The organism is Streptomyces sp. NPDC002888 (assembly GCF_042888465.1).
Classification (GTDB): domain Bacteria; phylum Actinomycetota; class Actinomycetes; order Streptomycetales; family Streptomycetaceae; genus Streptomyces.
This window is the reverse complement of the sequence record NZ_JBIAPU010000039.1, coordinates 35,899-56,838: the sequence shown is the minus strand read 5'-3', so window position 1 is coordinate 56,838 and position 20,940 is coordinate 35,899. Positions and strand designations below refer to the sequence as shown.

Sequence of the window (20,940 nt, the reverse complement as noted above, 5' to 3'; positions counted from 1 at the left end):
CGTCGCTGTGCCGCTACGCGGCACCGCTTCGGTAGGTGATTCCATGGCTTCCTGTTTCTTCGCGCTGTGCCAGAACGGGTTCTGGTCCTACCGGCGCTCCGCAGGCCGATGCCGCCAGTCCAGCGGCCGCTTTCACGTTCTGCGCGGCGTTGACATCGCGGTCATGCCGGGTACCGCAGGCGGGACAGGTCCACTCCCGCACGTCCAGGGGCTTGGGCCCGTCCCGGTGGCCGCAGGCAGAGCACACCTGGCTGGTGGGCTCGAACCGGCCGACCTGGATGAAGGTGCGCCCATACCGCTGTGCCTTGTAGGCGAGCATGGCCACGAACCGGGACCAGCCCGCATCGTGCACGCTCTTGGACAGCCTGCTGCGCGCGAGTCCGGACACCGCCAGGTCCTCCACCGCGACCGCCTGGTTCTCGCGGATCAGCTTCGTGGAGAGCTGGTGGTGGAACTCCTTGCGCGCATCAGCGACCTTGGCATGGGTACGGGCTACCCTCAGGCGGGCCTTGGCCCGGTTCTTCGACCCCTTCTGCTGACGCGACAGCTCCCGCTGCGCCTTCTTCAGCTTCTTCTCCGCCCGGCGCAAAAACCGCGGCGAATCAATCTTCGTGCCGTCGGAGAGAACGGCGAAGTGCGTCAGGCCCAGGTCGATGCCGATCGCGGCGTCCGGCCCGGGGCCTGACCAGCGTCCCTGGCCGGTGTCGGGGTCGGTGTCGATGACGAAGGAGGCGAAGTATCTCCCTGCCGAGTCCCAGATCACCGTGACGCTGGACGGCGTGACCGGCAAAGACCTGGACCACTTCACCCGTACCTCGCCGATCTTCGGCAGGGACAGCCGCCCACGGTCGGTGATCTTCCAGCGGGCGTTCGCGGTGAACCGGATCGACTGCCGGGCGTCCTTGCGCGACTTGAACCGCGGCGCGCCCATCTTCGGGCCTTTGCGCTCGCCCTTCAAGGAGGCGAAGAAGTTCCGGTACGCGCTCTCCACGTCCCGCAGGGCCTGTTGCAGGACGACCGAGGAGACCTCGGCCAGCCAGGACCGCTGGGGGGTGTGCTTCGCCTGGGTGACCAACTGTTGGGACAGGGCCGCGGCCCTGGGGTAGGGCTTCTCAGCCGCGCGGGCGTCCTCGCGGGCGCGCACCGCGTCGTTGAACACGACACGGGCGCACCCGAACGCCATGGCCAACGCGGCACGTTGACCGGGCTCCGGGTACAACCTGAAGGCGTACCGAAGCTGCATGCGGTGACCGTACGAACGAGCCACACCAGCTGTCGCCGGGAACATCCGCTCCCCATCCCACCCCTACAGCCCCCGGTCCGGCTCCGCCGGAACGGCTTCGCTCGCGGCCCCATCGGCACGACTGCCCGGAGCTGGGCCGGCGGACGGGTGGGCGGCCGCCGCAGCGGTCGGGCTGCCCGCAGCTGCGCGGCCGAAGGGTGAGCGCCGGCCCAGCGGCGCCACTGCCCGCAGCTCGGCGAACGGACGGTGCCGCCTGCGGGCTGCGTCAGCAGCAGCGGCTCTGGGGGTGGGTCTCCCTGTGGTGGGTGCGTAGGACCTCGTACTCCCTGCGGGTCGGGAGCGGGCACTCCGGGTGGAGCTGTCGGTGTCGGTCGCAGTAGCGGTCGTACTCCGACTCTCCGGTGAGCTCCCGCAGGTACCAGCGCACCGCGCCCGCCCAGCGGGCGGCTCGCCGCATCAGTGGGCCCCCTCCGGAATGCGGGACTCGACGTACGGCGCCTCCGTAGTCGGCAGCGTGCCCGGGGAGCGGACGGCGCGTACGCAGACCACTGCCGCGTTCACCAGCACCACCGCGACCAGGAGCAGGAACAGGGCGATCAGGACGCCGTCGACCGTGGAGTTCGTGACGACCGTGTGCATGTCGTCGAGGGACTTGGCGGGCGGGAGGACCTGGCCGGCGTCGATCGCGTCGGAGTAGCGGGCGCGTTGGGCGAAAAAGCCGATCTTGGGGTCGTCGGAGAAGATCTTCTGCCAGCCGGCGGTGAAGGTGATCGCGACCACCCAGGCGAGGGGGACGCCGGTGATCCAGGCCCAGCGGAGTCGGCCGGACTTGACCAGTACCGTCGTGCAGACGGCCAGGGCGATGGCTGCCAGCAGCTGGTTGGCGATGCCGAAGAGCGGGAAGAGCTGGTTGATTCCGCCGAGCGGGTCGGTGGCGCCGGTGTAGAGGAAGTAGCCCCAGGCCGCCACCACGAGGGCGCTGCACAGCCAGATGCCCGGCTTCCAGTTGACCCGGCCGACCGGCTTCCAGACGTTGCCGAGCATGTCCTGGAGCATGAAACGGCCGACCCGGGTTCCCGCGTCCACCGTGGTCAGGATGAACAGCGCCTCGAACATGATCGCGAAGTGGTACCAGAAGGCCTTCATGGCCGTACCGCCGAAGACTCCGGAGAAGATCTCCGACATGCCGACGGCCAGGGTGGGGGCGCCTCCGGAGCGGGCGATCAGGGTCTGCTCCTCGACCGCCCTGGCCGCGTGCGTCAGTTGGTCGGGCGTGATGGTGAAGCCCAGGCCCGCCACCGCGTGCGACGCCGACTCGGCGGTCGCGCCCAGCAGTCCGGCCGGCGCGTTCATCGCGTAGTACAGGCCCGGCTCCAGGGTCGCCGCGGCGATCAGCGCCATGATCGCGACGAACGACTCCATCAGCATGGCGCCGTAGCCGATCAACCGGACCTGGGACTCCTTCTGGATCAGCTTCGGGGTGGTCCCGGAGGAGACCAGGGCGTGGAACCCGGACAGCGCGCCGCAGGCGATCGTGATGAACAGGAAGGGGAAGAGGGAGCCCGCGAAGACCGGGCCCGCGCCCGACGTGGCGAAGCCGGTCACCGCGTCCGCCCTGAGCACGGGCGCGGCCACGATCACGCCGACCGCGAGCAGCGCGATCGTGCCGATCTTCATGAAGGTGGAGAGGTAGTCGCGCGGGGCGAGCAGCATCCACACCGGCAGGACGGAGGCGACGAAGCCGTAGCCGATCAGGCAGAAGACGAGGGTCGTGGGGCTGAGGGTGAAGGTGTCGGCCAGGGAGGAGTTCTGCACCCAGCTGCCGCCCACGATGGCGAGCAGCAGCAGGGCGACGCCGATGAGGCTCGTCTCGACGACCCGGCCGGGGCGGATGCGGTGCATCCAGAAACCCATGAAGAGGGCGATGGGGATGGTCATCGCCACGGAGAAGGTGCCCCACGGGGAGTGGGCCAGCGCGTTGACGACGACCAGCGCGAGCACGCCCAGCAGGATGATCATGATGGCGAACACGGCGATCAGCGCCGCGGCCCCGCCCGCGCGGCCGATCTCGTCGCGGGCCATCTGCCCGAGCGACTTGCCGTCCCGTCGCATGGACAGGAACAGCACGACCATGTCCTGCACCGCCCCGGCGAAGATGACTCCGGCCACGATCCACAGGGTGCCGGGCAGATAGCCCATCTGGGCCGCGAGCACCGGTCCCACCAGCGGTCCGGCGCCGGCGATGGCGGCGAAGTGGTGGCCGAGCAGGACCCGGCGGTCGGTGGGGTGGAAGTCGACGCCGTCCTCGAGGCGTTCGGCGGGGGTGGCCCTGCGATCGTCCGGCCGCAGCACGCGGCGGACGATGAAGCGGGAGTAGAAGCGGTAGGCGATGGCGTACGAGCCGAGGGCCGCGACCACGAGCCAGACCGCGGAGATCTTCTCGCCCCGGGCCAGCGCGAGGACGCCCCAGGCGACGGCGCCGAGCAGGGCGACACCGGTCCACAGCAGGACGGACCGAAGTGATGTACGCGACTTTTCGGGCGCTGGCAGGCCGGTTTCGGGCAGGGTGGACGTAGGCATGGCGGCTCCTCACCGGGGCGGTGCGGGACACCTCGTGACACGAGGTGCCTGGAGATCAGCGGCGGGCGGCTCTCCCGCTCGCTGTCGGTCTGTGCAAGAGTTGCCCACCCGCCGGAACCGGTTGACAGCGAATTTCCCGAGGATTTCCCGCCGGTTCTGTGTCCTCCGATCGGGCCGCCCGCGCAACTCCCCCGTGAGGGCTCAGGCACACCAAGGACGGTGACCCATGGCCGACGGCGCCATGACCGCGACGTTCCTCGCCGTGATCGGCGGGGCGTCGCTGCTCGCCGTGACCGCCCGTCGCCTGCGCCCGAGCGACCGGCTGCCCTCGTTGGAGGGCTGGGCGCTGGCGGACCGCAGCCTCGGACCGGTGTGGACGTGGCTGCTGCTCGGCGGCACGATCTTCACCGCGTACACCTTCACCGCCGTACCGGGACTGGCGTACGGCAACGGGGCGCCCGCCTTCTTCGCGGTGCCGTACACGGTGATCGTCTGCCCGCTCGCCTTCGTCCTGCTCAGCCGCCTGTGGACGGTGGCCCGCCGGCACGGCTACGTCACCGCCGCCGACTTCGTGCGCGGCCGGTACGGGTCGCCGCCGCTGGCCCTGGTGGTCGCGCTGACGGGGATCCTGGCGACGATGCCGTATCTGGCGCTGCAACTGCTCGGCATACGGGCGGTGCTGACGGCCGGCGGCGTCTATCCGCGGGGCGCGGCCGGTGACCTGGTGATGGTGGCGCTGTTCGCGGGGCTCGCGGTGGCCACGTACCGGCACGGGCTGCGGGCGCCCGCGGTCATCTCGGCGCTGAAGGCGGTGGCGGTGTTCGTGTCGCTCACCGCCGTGTGCTGGCTGGTGCTGGTACGGCTCGGCGGGCCCGGGCCGGTCTTCGACGGCGCGGCCCGGCGGCTGGGCGGGACGGACGTGGCCCACTCCCCGCTGGTCCTCTCCCCCGCGCAGCAGCCCGCGTACGCCACGCTCGCGCTCGGCTCGGCGCTGGCCCTGCTGATGTACCCGCACGTGCTGACCGCGGGTTTCGCCGCCGACGGGCCGCGCACCCTGCGCAAGGTCTCCGTGGCGCTGCCCGCCTGGACGGGGCTGCTGGCCCTCTTCGGTTTCCTCGGCATCGCGGCCCTCGCGACGGGCGTACAGGCGCCGAAGGGCGGGGCCGAGGCCGCCGTGCCGATGCTGGTCGACCGGCTGATGCCGGCCCCGCTGGCCGGGCTGGTCTTCGCCGCGATCACCGTGGGCGCCCTGGTGCCGGCCGCCGTGATGTCGATCGCCGCCGCGACGAGCTTCGTACGGAACGTGTACGTCGAGTACGTGCAGCCGACGGCCACGCCCAAGCGGCAGGTGCGCATCGCCAAGGCGGTGTCGCTCACCGCGAAGGTGGGGGCGGTGGCGTTCGTGTTCGGGCTGCGCGACCAGGACGCCATCAACCTCCAGCTGCTCGGCGGGGTGTGGATCCTCCAGGTCTTCCCGGCCGTGGCCGTCGGGCTGTTCACCGGGCGGCTGCATCCGCGGGCGCTGCTCGCCGGGTGGGCCGTCGGCATGGTGGCCGGAACCCTGATGGTCGTGCGCGGAGGGTTCTCGTCCATCGTCACCCTGGGGTTCGGCCCGCTGGAGGTCTACGCCGGGCTCGCGGCGCTCCTGCTCAACCTCGTCGTCGCGGTGGCCGGCACCGCGGCCCTCGATCGTTTCGGCGTCCCGCGCGGCGCCGACGCAACAGACCTGCCGTCCCGCCTGACCGTCAGGCGACGCCCCGAGACGGGAGCGAACCACCCGTGAGACGCAGACACCCGATCCCCGTACCGGAGCCCTGTCTCGAGCCCGCGGCGGGGCCGTCGCCCGAGCCACTCGCCCCCGCGGCGACCGACCCGGCCGAACTGGAACGCGAGGCCGGCCTCGCCCGGCTCTTCGAGGTGCACTACTCCTCGATGCTGCGCCTGGCCGTGCTGCTCGGGGCCGACGACCCGGAGAACGTCGTGGCCGAGGCGTACTACCAGATCTACCGCAAGTGGCGGCGGCTGCGGGACGTCCGGGCGGCGGAGGCGTACCTGCGCTCCACGGTGTGCAACCTGACCCGGATGCGGATACGCCACCTCCAGGTCGCCCGCAAGCACGTGGAGAACCCGCCGGTGCCGCCGGACGAGACCGTCGCCTCCGCCGAGAGCACCGCGCTGCTGCGGGACGACCAGCGGGTGCTGATCGACGCGCTCCAGCAGTTGCCGGCCCGTCAGCGCGAGGCGCTCGTGCTGCGACACTGGCTCGGGCTGAAGGAGGGCGAGATCGCCGCCGCGATGGGCATCTCCAGCGGTTCGGTGAAGACACACACCTCACGCGGCATCGCCGCTCTGACCCAGGCGATGGAGGCCCGGCGATGAACGACACCGGTCCGGACCGCACGGACGAGAACCGAACGGACGACAACCGCACGGACGAGAACCGCACGGGCGGGGACCGCACCGAGCAGGAACTGCGCGAGGCCCTGGAGGCGCTGGCCGGCGGGGTGCGTGCCGCTCCCGACGCCTACCGCACCGCGCGCGGCGAGTGGCTGCGCCGCGAACGCCGACGGCGGCTCGTGCTGGCCGTGCTCATCACGGTCGTCTTCGCGCTGGCCACGCTGATCGGGCTGTGGGTGCTGAACCAGACCCCGTCGGACCCCGGGGTGATCTTCTCCGGTGCCGGCGGCGCCCCGAGCCACGCGTCACTCGCCCGGCCCCACCCCTGATTGCCCCACCGGTCCGCCGGGAACCCGAACTGCCGTGCACCCCCGTATCGAGGACTACGCACTGATCGGTGACGAACAGACGGCGGCCCTGGTCGGCATGGACGGTTCCGTCGACTGGCTCTGCCTGCCGCGCTTCGACTCGGCGTCCTGTTTCGCCCGGCTGCTCGGCAAGGAGGGCCACGGGCACTGGCGCATCGCCCCCAAGGGCGTCAAAGGCCCCTGCACACGGCGCGCGTACCGCCCCGACACGCTCGTCCTCGACACGGAGTGGGAGACCGACGAGGGCACCGTGCGGGTCACCGACCTGATGCCGCAACGCGACCGCGCGCCCGACCTGACGCGCGTCGTGGAGGGCCTGAGCGGCCGGGTGACCGTGCGCAGCACGCTGCGGCTGCGCTTCGACTACGGCTCGGTCGTGCCGTGGATGCGCCGCGCCGACGGCCACCGCATCGCCGTCGCAGGACCGGACTCGGTCTGGCTGCGCAGCGAGCCCGCGGTGCACACCTGGGGCGAGGACTTCGGCACGCACTCCGAGTTCACCGTGGCCGAGGGCGAGAAGGTCGCGTTCGTCCTCACCTGGCACCCCTCGCACGAGCCGCGCCCGCCGCTGGTCGACCCGCACGAGGCGCTGCGCACCAGCGTCGAGGACTGGCAGACGTGGGCGGCGCGCTGCCGCTACGACGGCCCGCACCGCGACGCCGTCGTCCGCTCCCTGATCACCCTCAAGGCCCTCACCTACTCCCCCACCGGCGGCATCGTCGCCGCCCCCACCACCTCGCTGCCCGAGGAACTCGGCGGAGTGCGCAACTGGGACTACCGCTTCTGCTGGCTGCGCGACGCCACCCTCACCCTGGGCGCCCTGCTGGCGGCCGGCTACCAGGAGGAGGCCGAGGCCTGGCGCGACTGGCTGGTGCGCGCGGTCGCGGGCGACCCGGCGGACCTGCAGATCATGTACGGCCTGGCCGGCGAGCGCCGACTGCCCGAGTTCGAGCTGCCGTGGCTGCCCGGCTTCGCCGACTCCACGCCCGTACGCATCGGCAACGAGGCCGTGTGCCAGCTCCAGTTGGACGTCTACGGCGAGGTCATGGACTCCCTGTCGCTGGCCAGGGCCGCGGGCCTGCCCGCCAAGCCGCACATGTGGGCGCTCCAGGTCGCGCTGATGAAGTGGCTGAAGGCGGAGTGGCGCCGGCCCGACGAGGGACTGTGGGAGGTGCGCGGCGGGCGCCGCCAGTTCGTCCACTCGAAGGTGATGGTGTGGGTGGCCGCGGACCGCGCGGTGCGCACGCTGGAGGAGAATCCCGCGCTGCACGGCGACCTGGACGGCTGGCGGGCGATGCGGGACGAGGTCCACCGCGAGGTGTGCGAGCAGGGCTACGACCCCGAGCGCAACACCTTCACCCAGTACTACGGCTCCCGCGAGCTCGACGCGTCCCTGCTGCTCATCCCCCGCGTCGGGTTCCTGCCGCCCGACGATCCGCGCGTGACCGGCACCGTCGACGCGGTCCTCGCGGAGCTCGGTCACGGCGGCCTCGTACGCCGCTACGGCGCCGAGGAGACCCCCGTCGACGGGCTGCCGGGCGGCGAGGGCACCTTCGTCGCCTGCTCGTTCTGGCTCGCGGACGCACTGCACATGACGGGCCGCACGAAGGAGGCCCGGAAACTGTTCGAACATCTCGTCGGCCTCACCAACGACGTGGGACTGCTGGCCGAGGAGTACGACCCCGTGGACGGCCGGCAGCTCGGCAACTTCCCGCAGGCCTTCAGCCACATCGCCCTGGTGAACACCGCCCTCGCCCTGTACGGGGACGAGGAGGCAGGATAGGGGCCATGGATCTTGGACTGAAGGACCGGGTGTACGTCGTCACCGGGGCCACGCGCGGCCTCGGCAACGCGGCCGCGCGCGAGCTCGTGGCCGACGGGGCGAAGGTGATCGTCACCGGCCGGGACGAGCAGCGCGCCGCCGACGCCGCGACCGGGCTGGGCCCGAACGCGGTCGGCGTCGCCGTGGACAACGCCGACCCCGAGGCGCCGGCGCGGCTGATCGCGGCCGCGCGCGAGCACTTCGGGGGCTTCGACGGCATCCTCGTCAGCGTCGGCGGGCCGCCTCCCGGCTTCGTCGCCGACAACACGGACGAGCAGTGGCAGGCGGCGTTCGAGTCGGTGTTCCTCGGTGCGGTGCGGTTCGCTCGCACGGCGGCGGCGGAGTTGGAGGCGGGCGGGGTCATCGGGTTCGTGCTGTCGGGGTCGGTGCACGAGCCCATTCCCGGGCTGACGATCTCGAACGGGCTGCGGCCGGGGCTGGCCGGGTTCGCGAAGTCCCTGTCCGACGAGTTGGGGCCGCGCAACATTCGGGTGGTGGGGTTGCTGCCGGCTCGCATCGACACGGATCGCGTGCGCGAGCTGGACGGGCTGTCCGCGGATCCCGAGGCCACGCGTGCGGCCAACGAGTCGCGGATTCCGTTGCGGCGGTACGGGGCGCCGGAGGAGTTCGGGCGGACGGCGGCGTTCTTGTTGTCGCCCGCTGCTTCTTACCTGACCGGGATCATGGTGCCTGTTGACGGTGGGATGCGGCACGGGTTTTGAGTTGGGGGTGCGGGCCGCGGTGGGTTACTCACGCCCACGCGGCCGAGCCGCAGATCGATACAGCCCCGCGCCCCTTTGGGGGCGCTTCAACTCACCCTCTCCGCACCGTGCTTGACCGCCCTCAACCTGACCTCCGCCGGTAGTGACGCGAGGCCCGCCGAGTTGCGGGCGTGGGCCAGGGCCTCTGTCGTGAGCTGGTGCAAGGCCGTTCCGGGGTCCACGTGGGGTTCCAGTTGGAGCCTCACCCGGGTTTCCGGGGCCGTGCGGCGGCCGGTCAGGTGGACGTGGGCGTGTGCCACGCCGTCCAACTCCGCTGCCTCCCTGGCCAGTACGGTCTGGAGGGCGCGGCCGCGCAGGAGGGCGCCCGCGCCGTCGCCCGTGTCGACGAGGACCTCGGCGAGCCGGCGTCGGCGCAGGACCGCGGTGAGCCACCACAGGACGAGGAGCAGGAGGACGGCCAGCACGGCGATGACGACCGGCCACCACCAGCCGGCGTCCCGCCAGCGGGTACGCTCGGCGTCGCTGAGCAGCACGTCGTGACGCCCGTCGTGGATCCACCAGGAGGGCGCCGGGGCGCCGAGACCGACGGCGAGCACGGAGCCGCCCAGCACGACGAGCACGAGGCCGACGACCCCGATCAGCACCCGGTTGACGGTCCTGAGCATCGTCCTCACCCCTTCCGGCCGGGCCGCCGTACGTGCACCGACAGCGCGGGCGGCCGGGTCAGGCCCAGTCCGCGGATCGCGTCGGCGAGCGTGGCGTCCAGGTCGGCGCGTACGTCGTCCAGTTCACGGAAGTGGGAGAGCGCGCGGACGTCGGCCTTCCGTCGGCCGACCCGCGCGCGTGCCGACTGCACGCCGGCGACCTCCATGGCCCGGTCGCGCAGCACCATCGCGGCGGCGCCCCGGTGCAGTCCGGGGCGTACGTCGGGGTGTGTGCGGCGCATCGGCAGGACGGCCCGCAGGCCGGGCGTGACCGCCAGCACGATCAGCCAGAGGCCGAGCGCGGCGGTGACACCGGCGCCGAGAAGCACCCAGATGTCGTCCAGGGGCCGCTCGGCGAGTTGCCGGGCCAGTTCCTTGCGCCAGGCGAGGGCGGTGTGGCCGGCGCGCACGGCGACGATGTCGTAGAGGAAGGCCCCCACGACGACCAGGAGCAGCAGCGCGACGATGCCCGCGGGGACGCGGCGCGCGGACCAGAAGCGGCGGTTGCCGCCGTCCTCGCCGTCCAGGAGGGGTGGCGGCGGTTCGTACTCCGCCGCGGACGCCGACTGGGCCGGCCGGCCCGTCCCGGTGTCGGTATCGGTGTCGTCGCCGATGTCCTTCTCGATGACCGGCAGTCGTTGTGTGGTGCCCTCGGAGCCCTGGGGCTCGCTCATCGCGTCCTCCCCTGTGCCAGGCCGTGCGCCGCCTCCGGATGCAGCCGTTCGACGTACACGGCGACCTCCGGCACCTGCATTCCCACCAACGCGTTTACCCGCTCGGTGACATGACGACGCACCTGACGGCTCCGGGCGCCGATGTCGCACGGGTACTCGAGTTCGAGATGGACGCTGACGTGGGCGGCCTCGGTCGAGGTCTGCCCCGTCGGCAGGGGCCCGGGGGCATGGGGACGCACCGCCACCGTGGCGTGCGGAGGCGCGGCGTCCGGGGGCAGGGGTCCGACCGCCTCGCGCGCCGCCTGTGAGGCGATCTTCGCGACGACGCGGTCGGCGATCCGGGTGGCGCCCCGTTCACCCGGCGGGACGACGGCCGGGCGGGTGCCGAGCGCGCCGGTCCCTTCACTCACCGGACGTCACCGCCGCCGCTCGTCGCGTGTGCGGAAGAAGTCGCCGAGTTCCCAGTCCCCCTCCAGGAACCGGCCGACGACAAAGCCGACGGCGCCCAGCGCCGCCACCAGCAGGAAGGCACCGAACCCGCCGAAGTACCCGGCGAAGCCCAGCGCCATGCCGGCGATCATGCCGACCACGGCCATGCTCATGGTGCGCTCCTCAGCTGTCCGCCTGTCCGCCAGCCGGTTCGGTTCCGGGACACGTCCCTGGGACGTGTCACTGCGACGTGTCACCAGGACGGTCACTGCAGCCGGGGCTCCGGCTCCTCTTCCTCTTCCTCGGGCAGCTTCACGTCGCTCACAGCGATGTTGACCTCGACCACCTCGAGTCCGGTCATCCGCTCGATGGCCGCGATGACGTTCTCGCGCACCGCCTGGGAGACCTCGGTGATCGACACGCCGTACTCGACGACGATCTCCAGGTCGAGCGCGGTCTGCACCTCACCGACCTCGACCTTGACACCGCGTGACACGGACTTCGTCCCGCCGGGCACCCGATCCCGCACGGCTCCGAAGGTGCGGGACAGTCCGCCGCCCATCGCGTAGACGCCCACGACGTCCCGTGCCGCCATTCCGGCGATCTTCTCCACCACACCGTCGGCGATCGTGGTCCGCCCCCGGGTTGCCGGATCCCCGCCGCCTCGCCTGGTGGTCTTGCGGGTCTGTACCGGCGTGTCCCTCTCGCCTTCGGAGGTCTGCGTCCGGTTCTGCTCCGTGATGTCGGTCATCGCCGCACGTCCCTTCCGATTTGTCTTCCTTCGACCACAGTAAGCGGCGTTGCGCCGTCGCGCGCCGGGGATGCGGCAGGCTGGAGCAATGACGGCGGACGGATGGACGCAGACGGTACGGCAGCAGTTGGGCCTCGGCAGGCTTCTGCCCCTGGGCGGCCTGCACGACGGCGCGTGGATCGCGGAGGGCGCGGCGGAGGCGGTGCTACGGCAGGGCGTGCGGGAGTTGCGCGGGGTGCGCCTCGGTCCCCTGCGGATCGCATCGGCGGACCCGGAGGGAACCTACGAGGCCGCCGTACCCCCACCGCCGAGCGCCCTGCCGCCCGGCCCCCTACGAGTGACGGCGGACTTCGCCGCGGCGGCGCCGTCCGAGCCGCTGCCGACGGTCGCCTCCCGCCTGCGCGCGGCCCTGGCGACGGCTGCGGCGCAGCGCCTCGGCCTGACGGTGACGGAGATCGACCTGCGGGTGACGGCCCTGCTGGATGCCTTGTCGGAACCCGAACCCGTACGCCCACCCGAGCCACCGGAGGCCAGACCGGGCACGGCCCCCGACGAGTCCCGCGCCGCCACGGTCGCCCTCGCAGTCCCCGGCGTGACCCGCTTGACGGGCACCCTGGGCGGCCTGGGCCGCGCGATCCACTTCGAGGAACACACCGACGACACGACCGCCCTGCCCCGCCGCCACGCACGCGTGGAGATCGCGGTACAGGCGGACCACCGCGCACTGGACGTGGCCCGGGCGGTACGCACGGCGGTCTGGGAGTCACTGCATGATCATCCGACCGTGGCGGTACTGGTCACGACGGTGGAGTGAACTAGGTTCACTCGCCCACGCCGGCCAGCTCCCGCAGTCGCCGAGCCTGAGCAGCCCGCTCCGCCGCACGCTGACCGTCGTAGTCCCGGCCCTGGGCACCGCGCAGCAATGCCTTGGTCTCGATCACCGCATCCCGGGGCGCGGCCAACACAGCTGCAGCGAGATCGGACACGGCCCCGTCCAGCTCCTGCGACGGCACCGCCAGGTTCGCGAGCCCCGAGCTCACCGCCTCCTCCGCGTGCACGAACCGCCCGGTCACACAGATCTCCACCGCACGGCCGTACCCGACGAGCGCGACCAGCGGATGCGTACCCGTCAGGTCCGGCACGAGTCCGAGGCTGGTCTCGCGCATGGCGAACTGCACGTCGTCGGCGACGACGCGCAGGTCGCAGGCGAGCGCGAGCTGGAAGCCCGCACCGATGGCATGCCCCTGTACGGCGGCGATGGACACGATGTCGTTCCGCCGCCACCAGGTGAATCCCTCCTGGAACTCGGCGATGGCCGCGTCCAGTTCGGCATCGGCGCTGTGTGCGAGTTCGATGAACGAGGGCTCGCCCTCGATCCCCTCGGGCGTGAACATCTGCCGGTCGAGCCCGGCGGAGAAGGACTTGCCCTCACCGCGCAGCACGACCACGCGGACGGAGCCCGGCAGCAACCGCCCGGCCTCGGCGAGCGCCCGCCACAGGGCGGGGCTCTGTGCGTTGCGCTTGGCCGGGTTGTTCAGCGTCACCGTGGCGAGCGCGTCGTCGACGGTGAGCCGTACGCCGTCCTTGTCGAGCAGGGGAACGAGTTCCTGGCCGGACGTGGCCATGGGGCGCCTCCGATGAGTGCGGTCAGCAGAGCGAAGCTAAGTGACTGCACAGTAACCACCCGGCCGATCGGACGACCGACCGGGTAGCCACCATCGAAGCCGATGGGCCGCCCGGAGTCAGGACGATGCGGCCTTCTTGCCCCGCGTTGCTCCGCCACGCCCACGAAGCGTGACGCCCGACTCGCTGAGCATCCGGTGTACGAAGCCATACGAGCGGCCGGTTTCCTCGGCCAGTGCCCGAATGCTCGCACCGGAGTCGTACTTCTTCTTCAGGTCTGCCGCGAGCTTGTCGCGCGCGGCGCCGGTTACCCGGCTGCCCTTCTTCAGAGTCTCGGCCACCCGTGCCTCCTCATGGGAAGTGCGCTCTGGTCCCCTCATGATCACCCCTCCGGGCCTTCATGGCCACCCATTCGGCAAGGTCCGTGCGACAGGGTTTTGACGACAGGAGCGCGTCCCCACAATCGGAATCCCTGATTCCACACGCTCGCGTCCGTACCGCCGAACGGGTTCTTTCGTGAAGTACCAGGTCAGAGACGCGCGACGGCCGATCCCTTGTCGACAAAGGGATCGGCCGCGAAATCGATGTAGGACACACCTCGATACGAGGAGATCTCACACAGATGATGGATCACGGATGGGCCGAATGATCCATAGGCGTTTGGATCATGCCAGGGCGACGAGATCCGCGTAGTCGGCGCCCCACAGGTCCTCGACGCCGTCCGGCAGCAGAATGATCCGCTCCGGCTGGAGCGCCTCGACCGCGCCCTCGTCGTGGGTGACGAGGACGACCGCGCCCTTGTAGGTGCGCAGCGCCCCGAGGATCTCCTCGCGGCTGGCGGGGTCGAGGTTGTTGGTGGGCTCGTCGAGGAGCAGCACGTTCGCCGAGGAGACCACCAGCGTGGCGAGCGCGAGGCGGGTCTTCTCGCCGCCGGAGAGGACCCCGGCCGGCTTGTCGACGTCGTCGCCGGAGAACAGGAACGAGCCCAGCACCTTGCGGACCTCGACCAGATCCATGTCGGGGGCGGACGAGCGCATGTTCTCCAGGACCGTGCGGTCCGGGTCGAGGGTCTCGTGCTCCTGGGCGTAGTAACCGATCTTGAGCCCGTGACCGGGGACGACGGCGCCGGTGTCCGGCTGCTCGACACCGCCGAGGAGCCGCAGCAGGGTCGTCTTGCCGGCACCGTTGAGGCCGAGGATGACGACCCGGGAGCCCTTGTCGATGGCCAGGTCGACGTCGGTGAAGATCTCCAGGGAGCCGTACGACTTCGACAGGCCCTCCGCCGTCAGCGGGGTCTTGCCGCAGGGCGCGGGCTCGGGGAAGCGCAGCTTGGCGACCTTGTCGGAGACCCGTACCGCCTCAAGGCCGGCGAGCAACCGGTCGGCCCGCTTGGCCATGTTCTGCGCGGCGACGGTCTTGGTGGCCTTCGCACGCATCTTGTCCGCCTGCGAGTGCAGCGCGGCGGCCTTCTTCTCGGCGTTCTGCCGCTCCCGCTTGCGGCGCTTCTCGTCGGCCTCGCGCTGCTGCTGGTAGAGCTTCCAGCCCATGTTGTAGACGTCGATCTGGGCGCGGTTGGCGTCCAGGTAGAACACCTTGTTGACGACCGTCTCGACCAGGTCGACGTCGTGGGAGATCACGATGAAGCCGCCGCGGTAGCTCTTGAGGTAGTCGCGCAGCCAGATGATCGAGTCGGCGTCGAGGTGGTTCGTCGGCTCGTCGAGGAGCAGGGTGTCCGCGTCGGAGAACAGGATCCGGGCCAGCTCGATACGGCGGCGCTGGCCACCGGAGAGCGTGTGCAGGGGCTGGCCGAGCACCCGGTCTGGCAGGTTGAGCGCGGCGGCGATGGTGGCGGCCTCGGCCTCGGCGGCGTACCCGCCCTTGGTGAGGAACTCCGTCTCCTGACGCTCGTACTGCTTGAGGGCCTTCTCGCGGGTGCTGCCCTGGCCGTTGGCGATGCGCTGTTCGTTGTCGCGCATCTTGCGGATCAGGGTGTCCAGGCCGCGCGCGGAGAGGATGCGGTCGCGGGCGAGGACGTCGAGGTCGCCGGTGCGGGGGTCCTGCGGGAGGTAGCCGACCTCGCCGGAGCGGGTGACCTGGCCCCCGGCGGGGACGCCCTCGCCGGCGAGGACCTTGGTGAGGGTGGTCTTGCCCGCGCCGTTGCGGCCGACCAGGCCGATGCGGTCGCCCTTGGCGACACGGAAGGTGGCGGACTCGATGAGGACGCGGGCACCGGCGCGCAGCTCGATGCCGGAGGCGGAGATCATGGACAGACTCCAGTGCGGGGTCGTTGGCGGGATGGGCGGCTGAGGACGTTCCCGCCGTCTAATGCGCGAGGAGAATGGCCATGGAGCCATTCTAACGGGGCCGTGCAACCACTTTTCCTGTGTCCAGGTGTCAGTGGCCGCTGCAACACTGGGCGACGAGGGGACTTTCCGGCAGGGATCACGAGGGAGTGATCGACATGACAGGCAGAAGCGGTGGACGCCCGAGCCTCTATCCGACGCTGGTGTACGCGGACGCCAAGGCGGCGATCACGCAGCTCACCGAGGCCTTCGGGTTCACGGAACTGTCCGTGTACGAGGGCGAGAACGGCCTGGTGCTGCACGCCGAACTGACGCAGGGCAACGGCGCGGTGATGCTCGGCTCGAAGGGCACCGGCGGTGTCTTCGACACGGCGATGAAAAGTGCGGGCCCGAGCGGGGTGTACGTCGTCGTGGACGATGTCGACGCACACCACCGGCGGGCCGTGGAGCACAGCGCGGAGATCCTGATGCCCCCGACGGACCAGGAGTACGGCTCGCGGGACTACATGGCCCGCGACCTCGAGGGCAACATCTGGAGCTTCGGGACCTACGCCCCGGAGATACCGGGCTGACACCCGGCCGTTCAGCTGCCCCCGGTGTGCACCTGGAAGGCCGCGCGGCGCACGGCCTTGGCCAGGGCGGGGTCGGGGTGGGCGGCGGCCAGCGCGACGAGGACCTGCACGGTGCGGGGGTGTCCGACGGCGCGGACCTCGTCGAGGAGCGCGGGCACGGTCGGCTGGAGCGCGGACTCCAGGTGCCGTACGAGCATCGGGGCCTCGCCGTGGTCGGCGACGGCGGCGGCGGTGTCGACCCACAGCCAGGTGGCCTCCTCGCGGGTGAGCACCTCGTGGGCGTCCTCGGGGTCGACGCCGTCGTGCTCGGCCAGCCAGAGCAGGGCGTACGGCCGCAGCGCCGAATCCTCGACCACCGCCCGTACGTCGGGCTCGGCGGGGGCGCCGACGACGCGCAGGGCCTCGAAGGCGAGGCCGCGCAGCAGGGCGTCCTCGCCGCGGGAGGCGGCCAGCAGCTCGGTGACGGCGTTGCCGACGGGGCGGGCGGCGAGCCAGGCGCGGTACTCGGCGCGGGCCGCGTTCGGGCGCAGTTGGGCGCAGCCGCGGAGCATGTCCTCGGCGGCCTGCTCGATGTTCCCGGCGGGGCTCTGCGCTGCGACGCAGATCTGCTCCAGTTTGACCCAGACGGCCCAGCTGCCGAGCGGGGTGAGCGTGGCCTGTCCGTCGCCGTAGGTGAGGGCGCCGACGGAGCCGAGAGCACGCAGGGCCCAGTCGAGGAGCGGGGCGAGCTCGGTCTCCTCGGCGGGCTGTGCCGGGGGGGCGTCGGCGATGGGCCCGACGGCCGGCCCGGCCGCTGACGCGGGCTCGGCTGCGGCGAGGGTCACCGGCTGGCGCTGCGGGCCGTAGGGGATCTCGCAGCGTTCTGTGCGCAGTTCGGTGACCCGCTGCTGGAGCAGGTCCAGGAGCTGCGGCACGGGGACGGGGCCTGCGGAGAGCTGGAGGAAGGAGAGCACCTGCGGCATCGCCGAGACGACCTCGGCGACGGCGGCGGGCTCCTCGTCCTCGGGCTCGGGGCAGGCGAGCGACCAGGCGTCGAAGAGGGCGACCCAGCCGCGCAGTACGGCGCTGTCGTCGCGGTGCCAGGCGCGCAGCCGCCAGCCGGGGCGGGCCCTGTCGCCGTGCACCTCGACGAGGCCGGCCAGGCGGGCGGTGTCCCAGTCGGCGCGGACCTGATCGGGGGTCAGGCGCAGTTCCCGGGCCGCGTGTTCGGCGGTCAGGTCGGCGAGGGTGGCCTTGCCGTCGGCGGTGAGGCCGTCGCGGCCGGGGCCGAGGGCGGCGTCGGCCCAGCGGGCGACGCGGGCCGCGGCGGCCAGTCCGGAGCGAGCCATTCTGGCCAGCTCCGCGGGGGCCGGTGTGCCCTCCGGAGGGCGGGGTGCGGGGCGGCGCGGGCGCCGCTGGTTCACGGCTCTGGGGGCGGCGGCCAGGGGTCGCGGGCGGACGAGTCGAAGCCTGGAGTCGCGCGGGATACGGGACGTCACGGGTGCAGTCTTCCGGTTGACGGTCCGAAAACCCAAACGGAATGTCACGGGGGGCGACGGGGATGGCCAACGCACGGGGTCCCGTGGGGGGCTCGGGGCCGAGATCAGGCCAGTGGTACGGCCTTAAACGGAATGAGGACGACCGGTGTGGAACGGGGGGTGGGGATTGCCGGGCCCGGATTACATCAGGGGGGTGAGGAAGCGGCGTAGGACCTCTTCGTAGCCCTTGGGGTCGGCGTTCCACATGGCGCCGTGGGGGGCCTGCGGGACCGTGTGGAGGGCCACCAGGCCGGGGCGGCGGGCGGCGAGGCGGCGGGAGGTGTTCCAGGGGGCGATCGTGTCGTCGGGGCCGTGGAGGATCAGCGTGGGGACCCGGAGCCGGTCGGGGTCGGCGGCCTCGGCGATGCGGCGGCCGTCCAGCCCGGTGCGGCCCTGCGCGGCCCGGACGGCCAGCGGGAGCAGCGCGCTCGGTGTCCGGCGTGCGGCGGCGAGCGCCCGTACCGTGGCCTCCCAGTCGAGGACCGGGGAGTCGAGGACCAGCCCCGACACGCGCTCGCTCAGCCCGGAGTGCGCGGCGGCGCGCAGCGCCATGGTGGCGCCGGTGGACCAGCCGTGCAGGACGACGCGCTGGGCGCCGTACCGCACCGCGTACCGGATCGCCGCGTCCACGTCGCGCCACTCGGTCTCGCCGAAGTGGTGGAGGCCGTCCGGGGAGCGGGGCGCGCCGAGGTCGCCGCGGTAGGCGAGGGCGAGCACCGGGAAGCGGTGGCGGTGCAGGAACTCCATGACGTTCATCGTGTGTTCGCGGGTGGCGCCCAGGCCGTGCACCGCGATCACCCAGGTGTCGCGGGCGCCGGGCACGAACCAGGCCGGCAGTGCGCCGAGCTCCCCGGGGACGTCGACGTCGGCGTGGTCCAGGCCGAGGGCGGCGCTCGGGTTGCCGATGTGCACGTTGGGGGTGAACCACACCGCGTCGCCCGGGTTCAGGGTGCCGTGGGTGACGCGTTCCAGGCGGCGTACGACGGTGTCGGCGGGGTGCGGGGTGGTGTCGAGGACGGCGCCGACGACCGCGTGGGAGCCGTCGCCGGCGAGGCCGTAGGTGCCGGGGCGCTGGGAGGCCAGGGCGCGGGTGAGGGTGATGCGGCCCGCCGCTGTGCCGTGCACGGTGAGCCGGGGTTCGGTGGGCAGCGGCCTGCCCGGTGTCGGCCGGAGCGCCGCGTCGCTCGCGAACCGGCCCGCGGCGACGCCGGCCGCGCCGACGGCGAGGACTGCGGTGACGGCGGCGGCCGTCGCTTTGACAGTGGGCACGGCTCCAGTGTCCCGGCGGGCCCCGCCCCCGGCCAGCGGTGCGGCGGCTCGGAGTGACGCGAGGGATGGTGCGGGGCGAGAGGCCGGGCGTGGTGCGGGGCGTGCTGCGGAGAGCGCTGCGGGGAGTACCCCGGAGAGGCGACGGCGCACGGCGACGAGAAGGCTCACCCCATTGCCGTACCCCGGTCGGCGCAGAGCAGGCTCATGCCGTCATCCCGGTGCCCGGCCTCGCCGCTCCCTCACCCTCTTTGCCCGTATCCCCGCAGCCGCTCCCCCGCCTCCGCCACCTGTTCCTCCGACAGCAGGCTCGGGGTCAGGCCGGGTACCGATGACGCGGTGAGCCACAGGCGGCACATCCACTCGAGTTGGGCCGTGCGGTCGTAGGCCTGATCCAGGGTGGTGCCGTAGGTGATCGTGCCGTGGTTCTGGAGGAGGCAGCCGGAACGGTCGGTGAGAGCGTCCCGAACGTTCTCGGCCAACTCGTCGGTGCCGTAGGTCGCGTATCGGGCGACGCGGACGGGGCCGCCGAGGGCGCCGGTCATGTAGTGGACGGAGGGGAGTTCGGTCACGAGCGTGGAGACGGCGGTGGCGTGCACGGCGTGGGTGTGGACGACGGCGCGGGCGTCGGTGGTGCGGTACACCGCGAGGTGCATGGGCAGTTCGCTGGTCGGCACCAGCGTGCCGTGGACCTGCCGCCCGTCGAGGTCGACGCCGGTCACGTCGTCCGGCGTCAGGCGGTCGTACGGCACGCCCGAGGGCGTCACGAGGACGGTGTCGCCGACGCGCACCGACACGTTGCCCGAGGTCCCGACGACCAGGCCGTCGGCGACGGTCCGCCGGGCGGTGGCGACGAGCGCCTGCCAGGCCGTCGCCTCCTCGTCGGTCACCCGCCTCCCTCGCGGCTCCCGCGCCTCCCGCTCGCGCCCCCGTGCATCCCGTTCACCCCGTCGGTCCCTCGGCTGCTCGGCCATGCGGCGATCTTGCCAGGGGGCGGCCCCAGTGCGCCCGGGATTGGCCGGAGATCGACGTGGTTTCGTGGATCTTCGCGTAGCCTTCGGGGGATTTGTCTGCACGTCGCCATTCCGGGGGGAAACATGGCCCGTGACCGCAAACCGTCCCGTCTCCGTGTCCGCGTGCTCGCGGCGCACGTGACGGCGCTCGCCATCGGGTGCACCGCGCTCATCGAGATACCGGCGTCGGCGGCGGCCCTGCCGCGGGGACACGACGTCTCGTCCCACCAGAGGAACGTGGACTGGCAGCGGGCGAAGGCCGAGGGCGCCCGGTTCGTCTACATCAAGGCGACCGAGTCCACGGACTACCGCAACCCGCACTTCGACCAGCAGTACAACGGCTCGCGCGACGCGGGCCTGATGCGCGGCGCGTACCACTTCGCGGTGCCGGACAAGTCGTCGGGCAGGGCACAGGCGGCGCATTTCGTGCGCAACGGCGGCGGCTGGACCGCGGACGGCTGGACGCTGCCGCCCGCGCTCGACATCGAATACAACCCGTACGACAAGAAGCACAAGTGCTACGGCCTGAGCGCGGCGAGGATGGTCGGCTGGATCGCGTCGTTCAGTGCCGAGATGAAGCGGCTCACCGGCCGCCGCCCGGTGATCTACACGACCACCCACTGGTGGAACACCTGCACCGGCGGCAGCCGCGCCTTCGCCTCCAACCACGCCCTGTGGATCGCCCGTCACGACTCCGCCGACGCCGGGGCGCTGCCCGCCGGCTGGTCGTTGTGGACCTTCTGGCAGTACGACAACGGCGGCACCCTGCCGGGTGACCAGAATCTCTTCAACGGCACCGGAAGCGGACTGAGGAAGCTCGCCCGCGGCTCCTAGTCGCACGGCGTGCGGGCCGCCGTTCCGGAGCGGAGCGGCGGCCCTCCTTTTGTGACACTTCAGCGCCCGTCCTAGTTCATCTTCCGTTCATCCAGGTTGCCTACGGTCGTCCAGCCAATGAC

General features: G+C 72.0%; 22 protein-coding genes. 8 read left to right on the top strand and 14 right to left on the bottom strand.

The window, feature by feature from the left end:
- Positions 1-13 precede the first annotated feature (13 nt).
- The 3 genes from ACFYWX_RS42525 to ACFYWX_RS42515 all read right to left on the bottom strand — a co-directional run bounded on the left by ACFYWX_RS42525 (position 14) and on the right by ACFYWX_RS42515 (position 3,823).
- A complete protein-coding gene (locus ACFYWX_RS42525; protein ID WP_389430645.1) occupies positions 14-1,243 on the bottom strand; it encodes an RNA-guided endonuclease InsQ/TnpB family protein in 1,230 nt (409 codons plus the stop codon).
- Positions 1,244-1,508: 265 nt separating this feature from the next.
- Positions 1,509-1,700: a YbdD/YjiX family protein gene (locus ACFYWX_RS42520; RefSeq protein WP_389430643.1), complete on the bottom strand. Its 192-nt coding sequence runs from the start codon at positions 1,698-1,700 to the stop codon at positions 1,509-1,511.
- A complete protein-coding gene (locus ACFYWX_RS42515) occupies positions 1,700-3,823 on the bottom strand; it encodes a carbon starvation CstA family protein (protein WP_389430642.1) in 2,124 nt (707 codons plus the stop codon). The genes ACFYWX_RS42520 and ACFYWX_RS42515 overlap by 1 nt, the downstream gene beginning before the upstream one ends.
- Before the next feature lie 226 nt (positions 3,824-4,049).
- On the opposite strand from ACFYWX_RS42515, the gene ACFYWX_RS42510 reads away from it, so the two are divergent.
- The 5 genes from ACFYWX_RS42510 to ACFYWX_RS42490 are packed head-to-tail and all read left to right on the top strand — an operon-like array spanning position 4,050 to position 9,132.
- Positions 4,050-5,606 carry a sodium:solute symporter gene (locus tag ACFYWX_RS42510; RefSeq protein ID WP_389430641.1) on the top strand — a complete coding sequence of 519 codons (1,557 nt, stop codon included), beginning with the start codon at positions 4,050-4,052 and terminating at the stop codon, positions 5,604-5,606.
- Positions 5,603-6,202, top strand: coding sequence for an RNA polymerase sigma factor (locus ACFYWX_RS42505; protein ID WP_389430640.1), 600 nt, complete (start codon positions 5,603-5,605; stop codon positions 6,200-6,202). The genes ACFYWX_RS42510 and ACFYWX_RS42505 overlap by 4 nt, the downstream gene beginning before the upstream one ends.
- Positions 6,199-6,549, top strand: coding sequence for a hypothetical protein (locus tag ACFYWX_RS42500; protein WP_389430639.1), 351 nt, complete (start codon positions 6,199-6,201; stop codon positions 6,547-6,549). Before ACFYWX_RS42505 ends, ACFYWX_RS42500 begins: the two co-directional genes overlap by 4 nt.
- Before the next feature lie 34 nt (positions 6,550-6,583).
- Complete coding sequence (locus tag ACFYWX_RS42495) at positions 6,584-8,371, top strand: glycoside hydrolase family 15 protein (RefSeq protein WP_389430638.1); 1,788 nt, start codon at positions 6,584-6,586, stop codon at positions 8,369-8,371.
- 5 nt (positions 8,372-8,376) lie between these two features.
- Entirely contained in the window at positions 8,377-9,132 is a 756-nt protein-coding gene (locus ACFYWX_RS42490) for an SDR family oxidoreductase (protein WP_389430637.1), read from the top strand.
- 86 nt (positions 9,133-9,218) lie between these two features.
- Here ACFYWX_RS42490 and amaP read toward each other — a convergent pair whose 3' ends face one another.
- The 5 genes from amaP to ACFYWX_RS42465 form a co-directional block, all read right to left on the bottom strand.
- A complete protein-coding gene (gene amaP / locus ACFYWX_RS42485) occupies positions 9,219-9,797 on the bottom strand; it encodes an alkaline shock response membrane anchor protein AmaP (protein WP_389430636.1) in 579 nt (192 codons plus the stop codon).
- A gap of 5 nt (positions 9,798-9,802) precedes the next feature.
- The gene (locus ACFYWX_RS42480) at positions 9,803-10,510 is read right to left on the bottom strand and encodes a DUF6286 domain-containing protein (RefSeq protein ID WP_389430635.1); all 708 of its coding nucleotides are present in this window, start codon (positions 10,508-10,510) and stop codon (positions 9,803-9,805) included.
- Entirely contained in the window at positions 10,507-10,920 is a 414-nt protein-coding gene (locus ACFYWX_RS42475) for an Asp23/Gls24 family envelope stress response protein (protein ID WP_389430634.1), read from the bottom strand. Before ACFYWX_RS42475 ends, ACFYWX_RS42480 begins: the two co-directional genes overlap by 4 nt.
- 6 nt (positions 10,921-10,926) lie before the next feature.
- Positions 10,927-11,112, bottom strand: coding sequence for a hypothetical protein (locus ACFYWX_RS42470; protein ID WP_037668301.1), 186 nt, complete (start codon positions 11,110-11,112; stop codon positions 10,927-10,929).
- A 92-nt stretch (positions 11,113-11,204) separates the two neighbouring features.
- Positions 11,205-11,690: an Asp23/Gls24 family envelope stress response protein gene (locus ACFYWX_RS42465; RefSeq protein WP_389430632.1), complete on the bottom strand. Its 486-nt coding sequence runs from the start codon at positions 11,688-11,690 to the stop codon at positions 11,205-11,207.
- Positions 11,691-11,778: 88 nt separating this feature from the next.
- Here ACFYWX_RS42465 and ACFYWX_RS42460 point away from each other — a divergent pair, with 88 nt between their 5' ends.
- Entirely contained in the window at positions 11,779-12,504 is a 726-nt protein-coding gene (locus ACFYWX_RS42460; RefSeq protein ID WP_389430631.1) for a nucleopolyhedrovirus P10 family protein, read from the top strand.
- Positions 12,505-12,511: 7 nt separating this feature from the next.
- Here the strand turns inward: ACFYWX_RS42460 and ACFYWX_RS42455 are convergent, their stop codons facing one another.
- From ACFYWX_RS42455 to ACFYWX_RS42445, 3 genes are all read right to left on the bottom strand, one after another.
- Positions 12,512-13,315 carry an enoyl-CoA hydratase/isomerase family protein gene (locus ACFYWX_RS42455; RefSeq protein WP_389430630.1) on the bottom strand — a complete coding sequence of 268 codons (804 nt, stop codon included), beginning with the start codon at positions 13,313-13,315 and terminating at the stop codon, positions 12,512-12,514.
- 117 nt (positions 13,316-13,432) lie between these two features.
- Positions 13,433-13,654, bottom strand: a complete 222-nt coding sequence (locus ACFYWX_RS42450; protein WP_004002281.1) for a helix-turn-helix domain-containing protein — start codon at positions 13,652-13,654, stop codon at positions 13,433-13,435.
- Positions 13,655-13,978: 324 nt separating this feature from the next.
- A complete protein-coding gene (locus ACFYWX_RS42445) occupies positions 13,979-15,577 on the bottom strand; it encodes an ABC-F family ATP-binding cassette domain-containing protein (protein ID WP_389430628.1) in 1,599 nt (532 codons plus the stop codon).
- Between the two features lie 197 nt (positions 15,578-15,774).
- Between ACFYWX_RS42445 and ACFYWX_RS42440 the strand changes: the two genes are divergently transcribed.
- Positions 15,775-16,188 (top strand): VOC family protein, encoded by a 414-nt coding sequence (locus tag ACFYWX_RS42440; RefSeq protein ID WP_389430626.1) that lies wholly within the window; start codon positions 15,775-15,777, stop codon positions 16,186-16,188.
- Positions 16,189-16,199: 11 nt separating this feature from the next.
- Here the strand turns inward: ACFYWX_RS42440 and ACFYWX_RS42435 are convergent, their stop codons facing one another.
- The 3 genes from ACFYWX_RS42435 to ACFYWX_RS42425 all read right to left on the bottom strand — a co-directional run bounded on the left by ACFYWX_RS42435 (position 16,200) and on the right by ACFYWX_RS42425 (position 19,945).
- The gene (locus tag ACFYWX_RS42435) at positions 16,200-17,666 is read right to left on the bottom strand and encodes a hypothetical protein (protein WP_389430624.1); all 1,467 of its coding nucleotides are present in this window, start codon (positions 17,664-17,666) and stop codon (positions 16,200-16,202) included.
- A 180-nt stretch (positions 17,667-17,846) separates the two neighbouring features.
- A complete protein-coding gene (locus ACFYWX_RS42430) occupies positions 17,847-18,974 on the bottom strand; it encodes an alpha/beta hydrolase family protein (protein WP_389430623.1) in 1,128 nt (375 codons plus the stop codon).
- Between the two features lie 239 nt (positions 18,975-19,213).
- Positions 19,214-19,945 carry a class II aldolase/adducin family protein gene (locus ACFYWX_RS42425; RefSeq protein ID WP_389430621.1) on the bottom strand — a complete coding sequence of 244 codons (732 nt, stop codon included), beginning with the start codon at positions 19,943-19,945 and terminating at the stop codon, positions 19,214-19,216.
- Between the two features lie 123 nt (positions 19,946-20,068).
- Between ACFYWX_RS42425 and ACFYWX_RS42420 the strand changes: the two genes are divergently transcribed.
- On the top strand, positions 20,069-20,818 hold the full coding sequence (locus tag ACFYWX_RS42420) for a lysozyme (protein WP_389430620.1): 750 nt from the start codon (positions 20,069-20,071) through the stop codon (positions 20,816-20,818).
- The last annotated feature ends 122 nt before the right edge of the window (positions 20,819-20,940 follow it).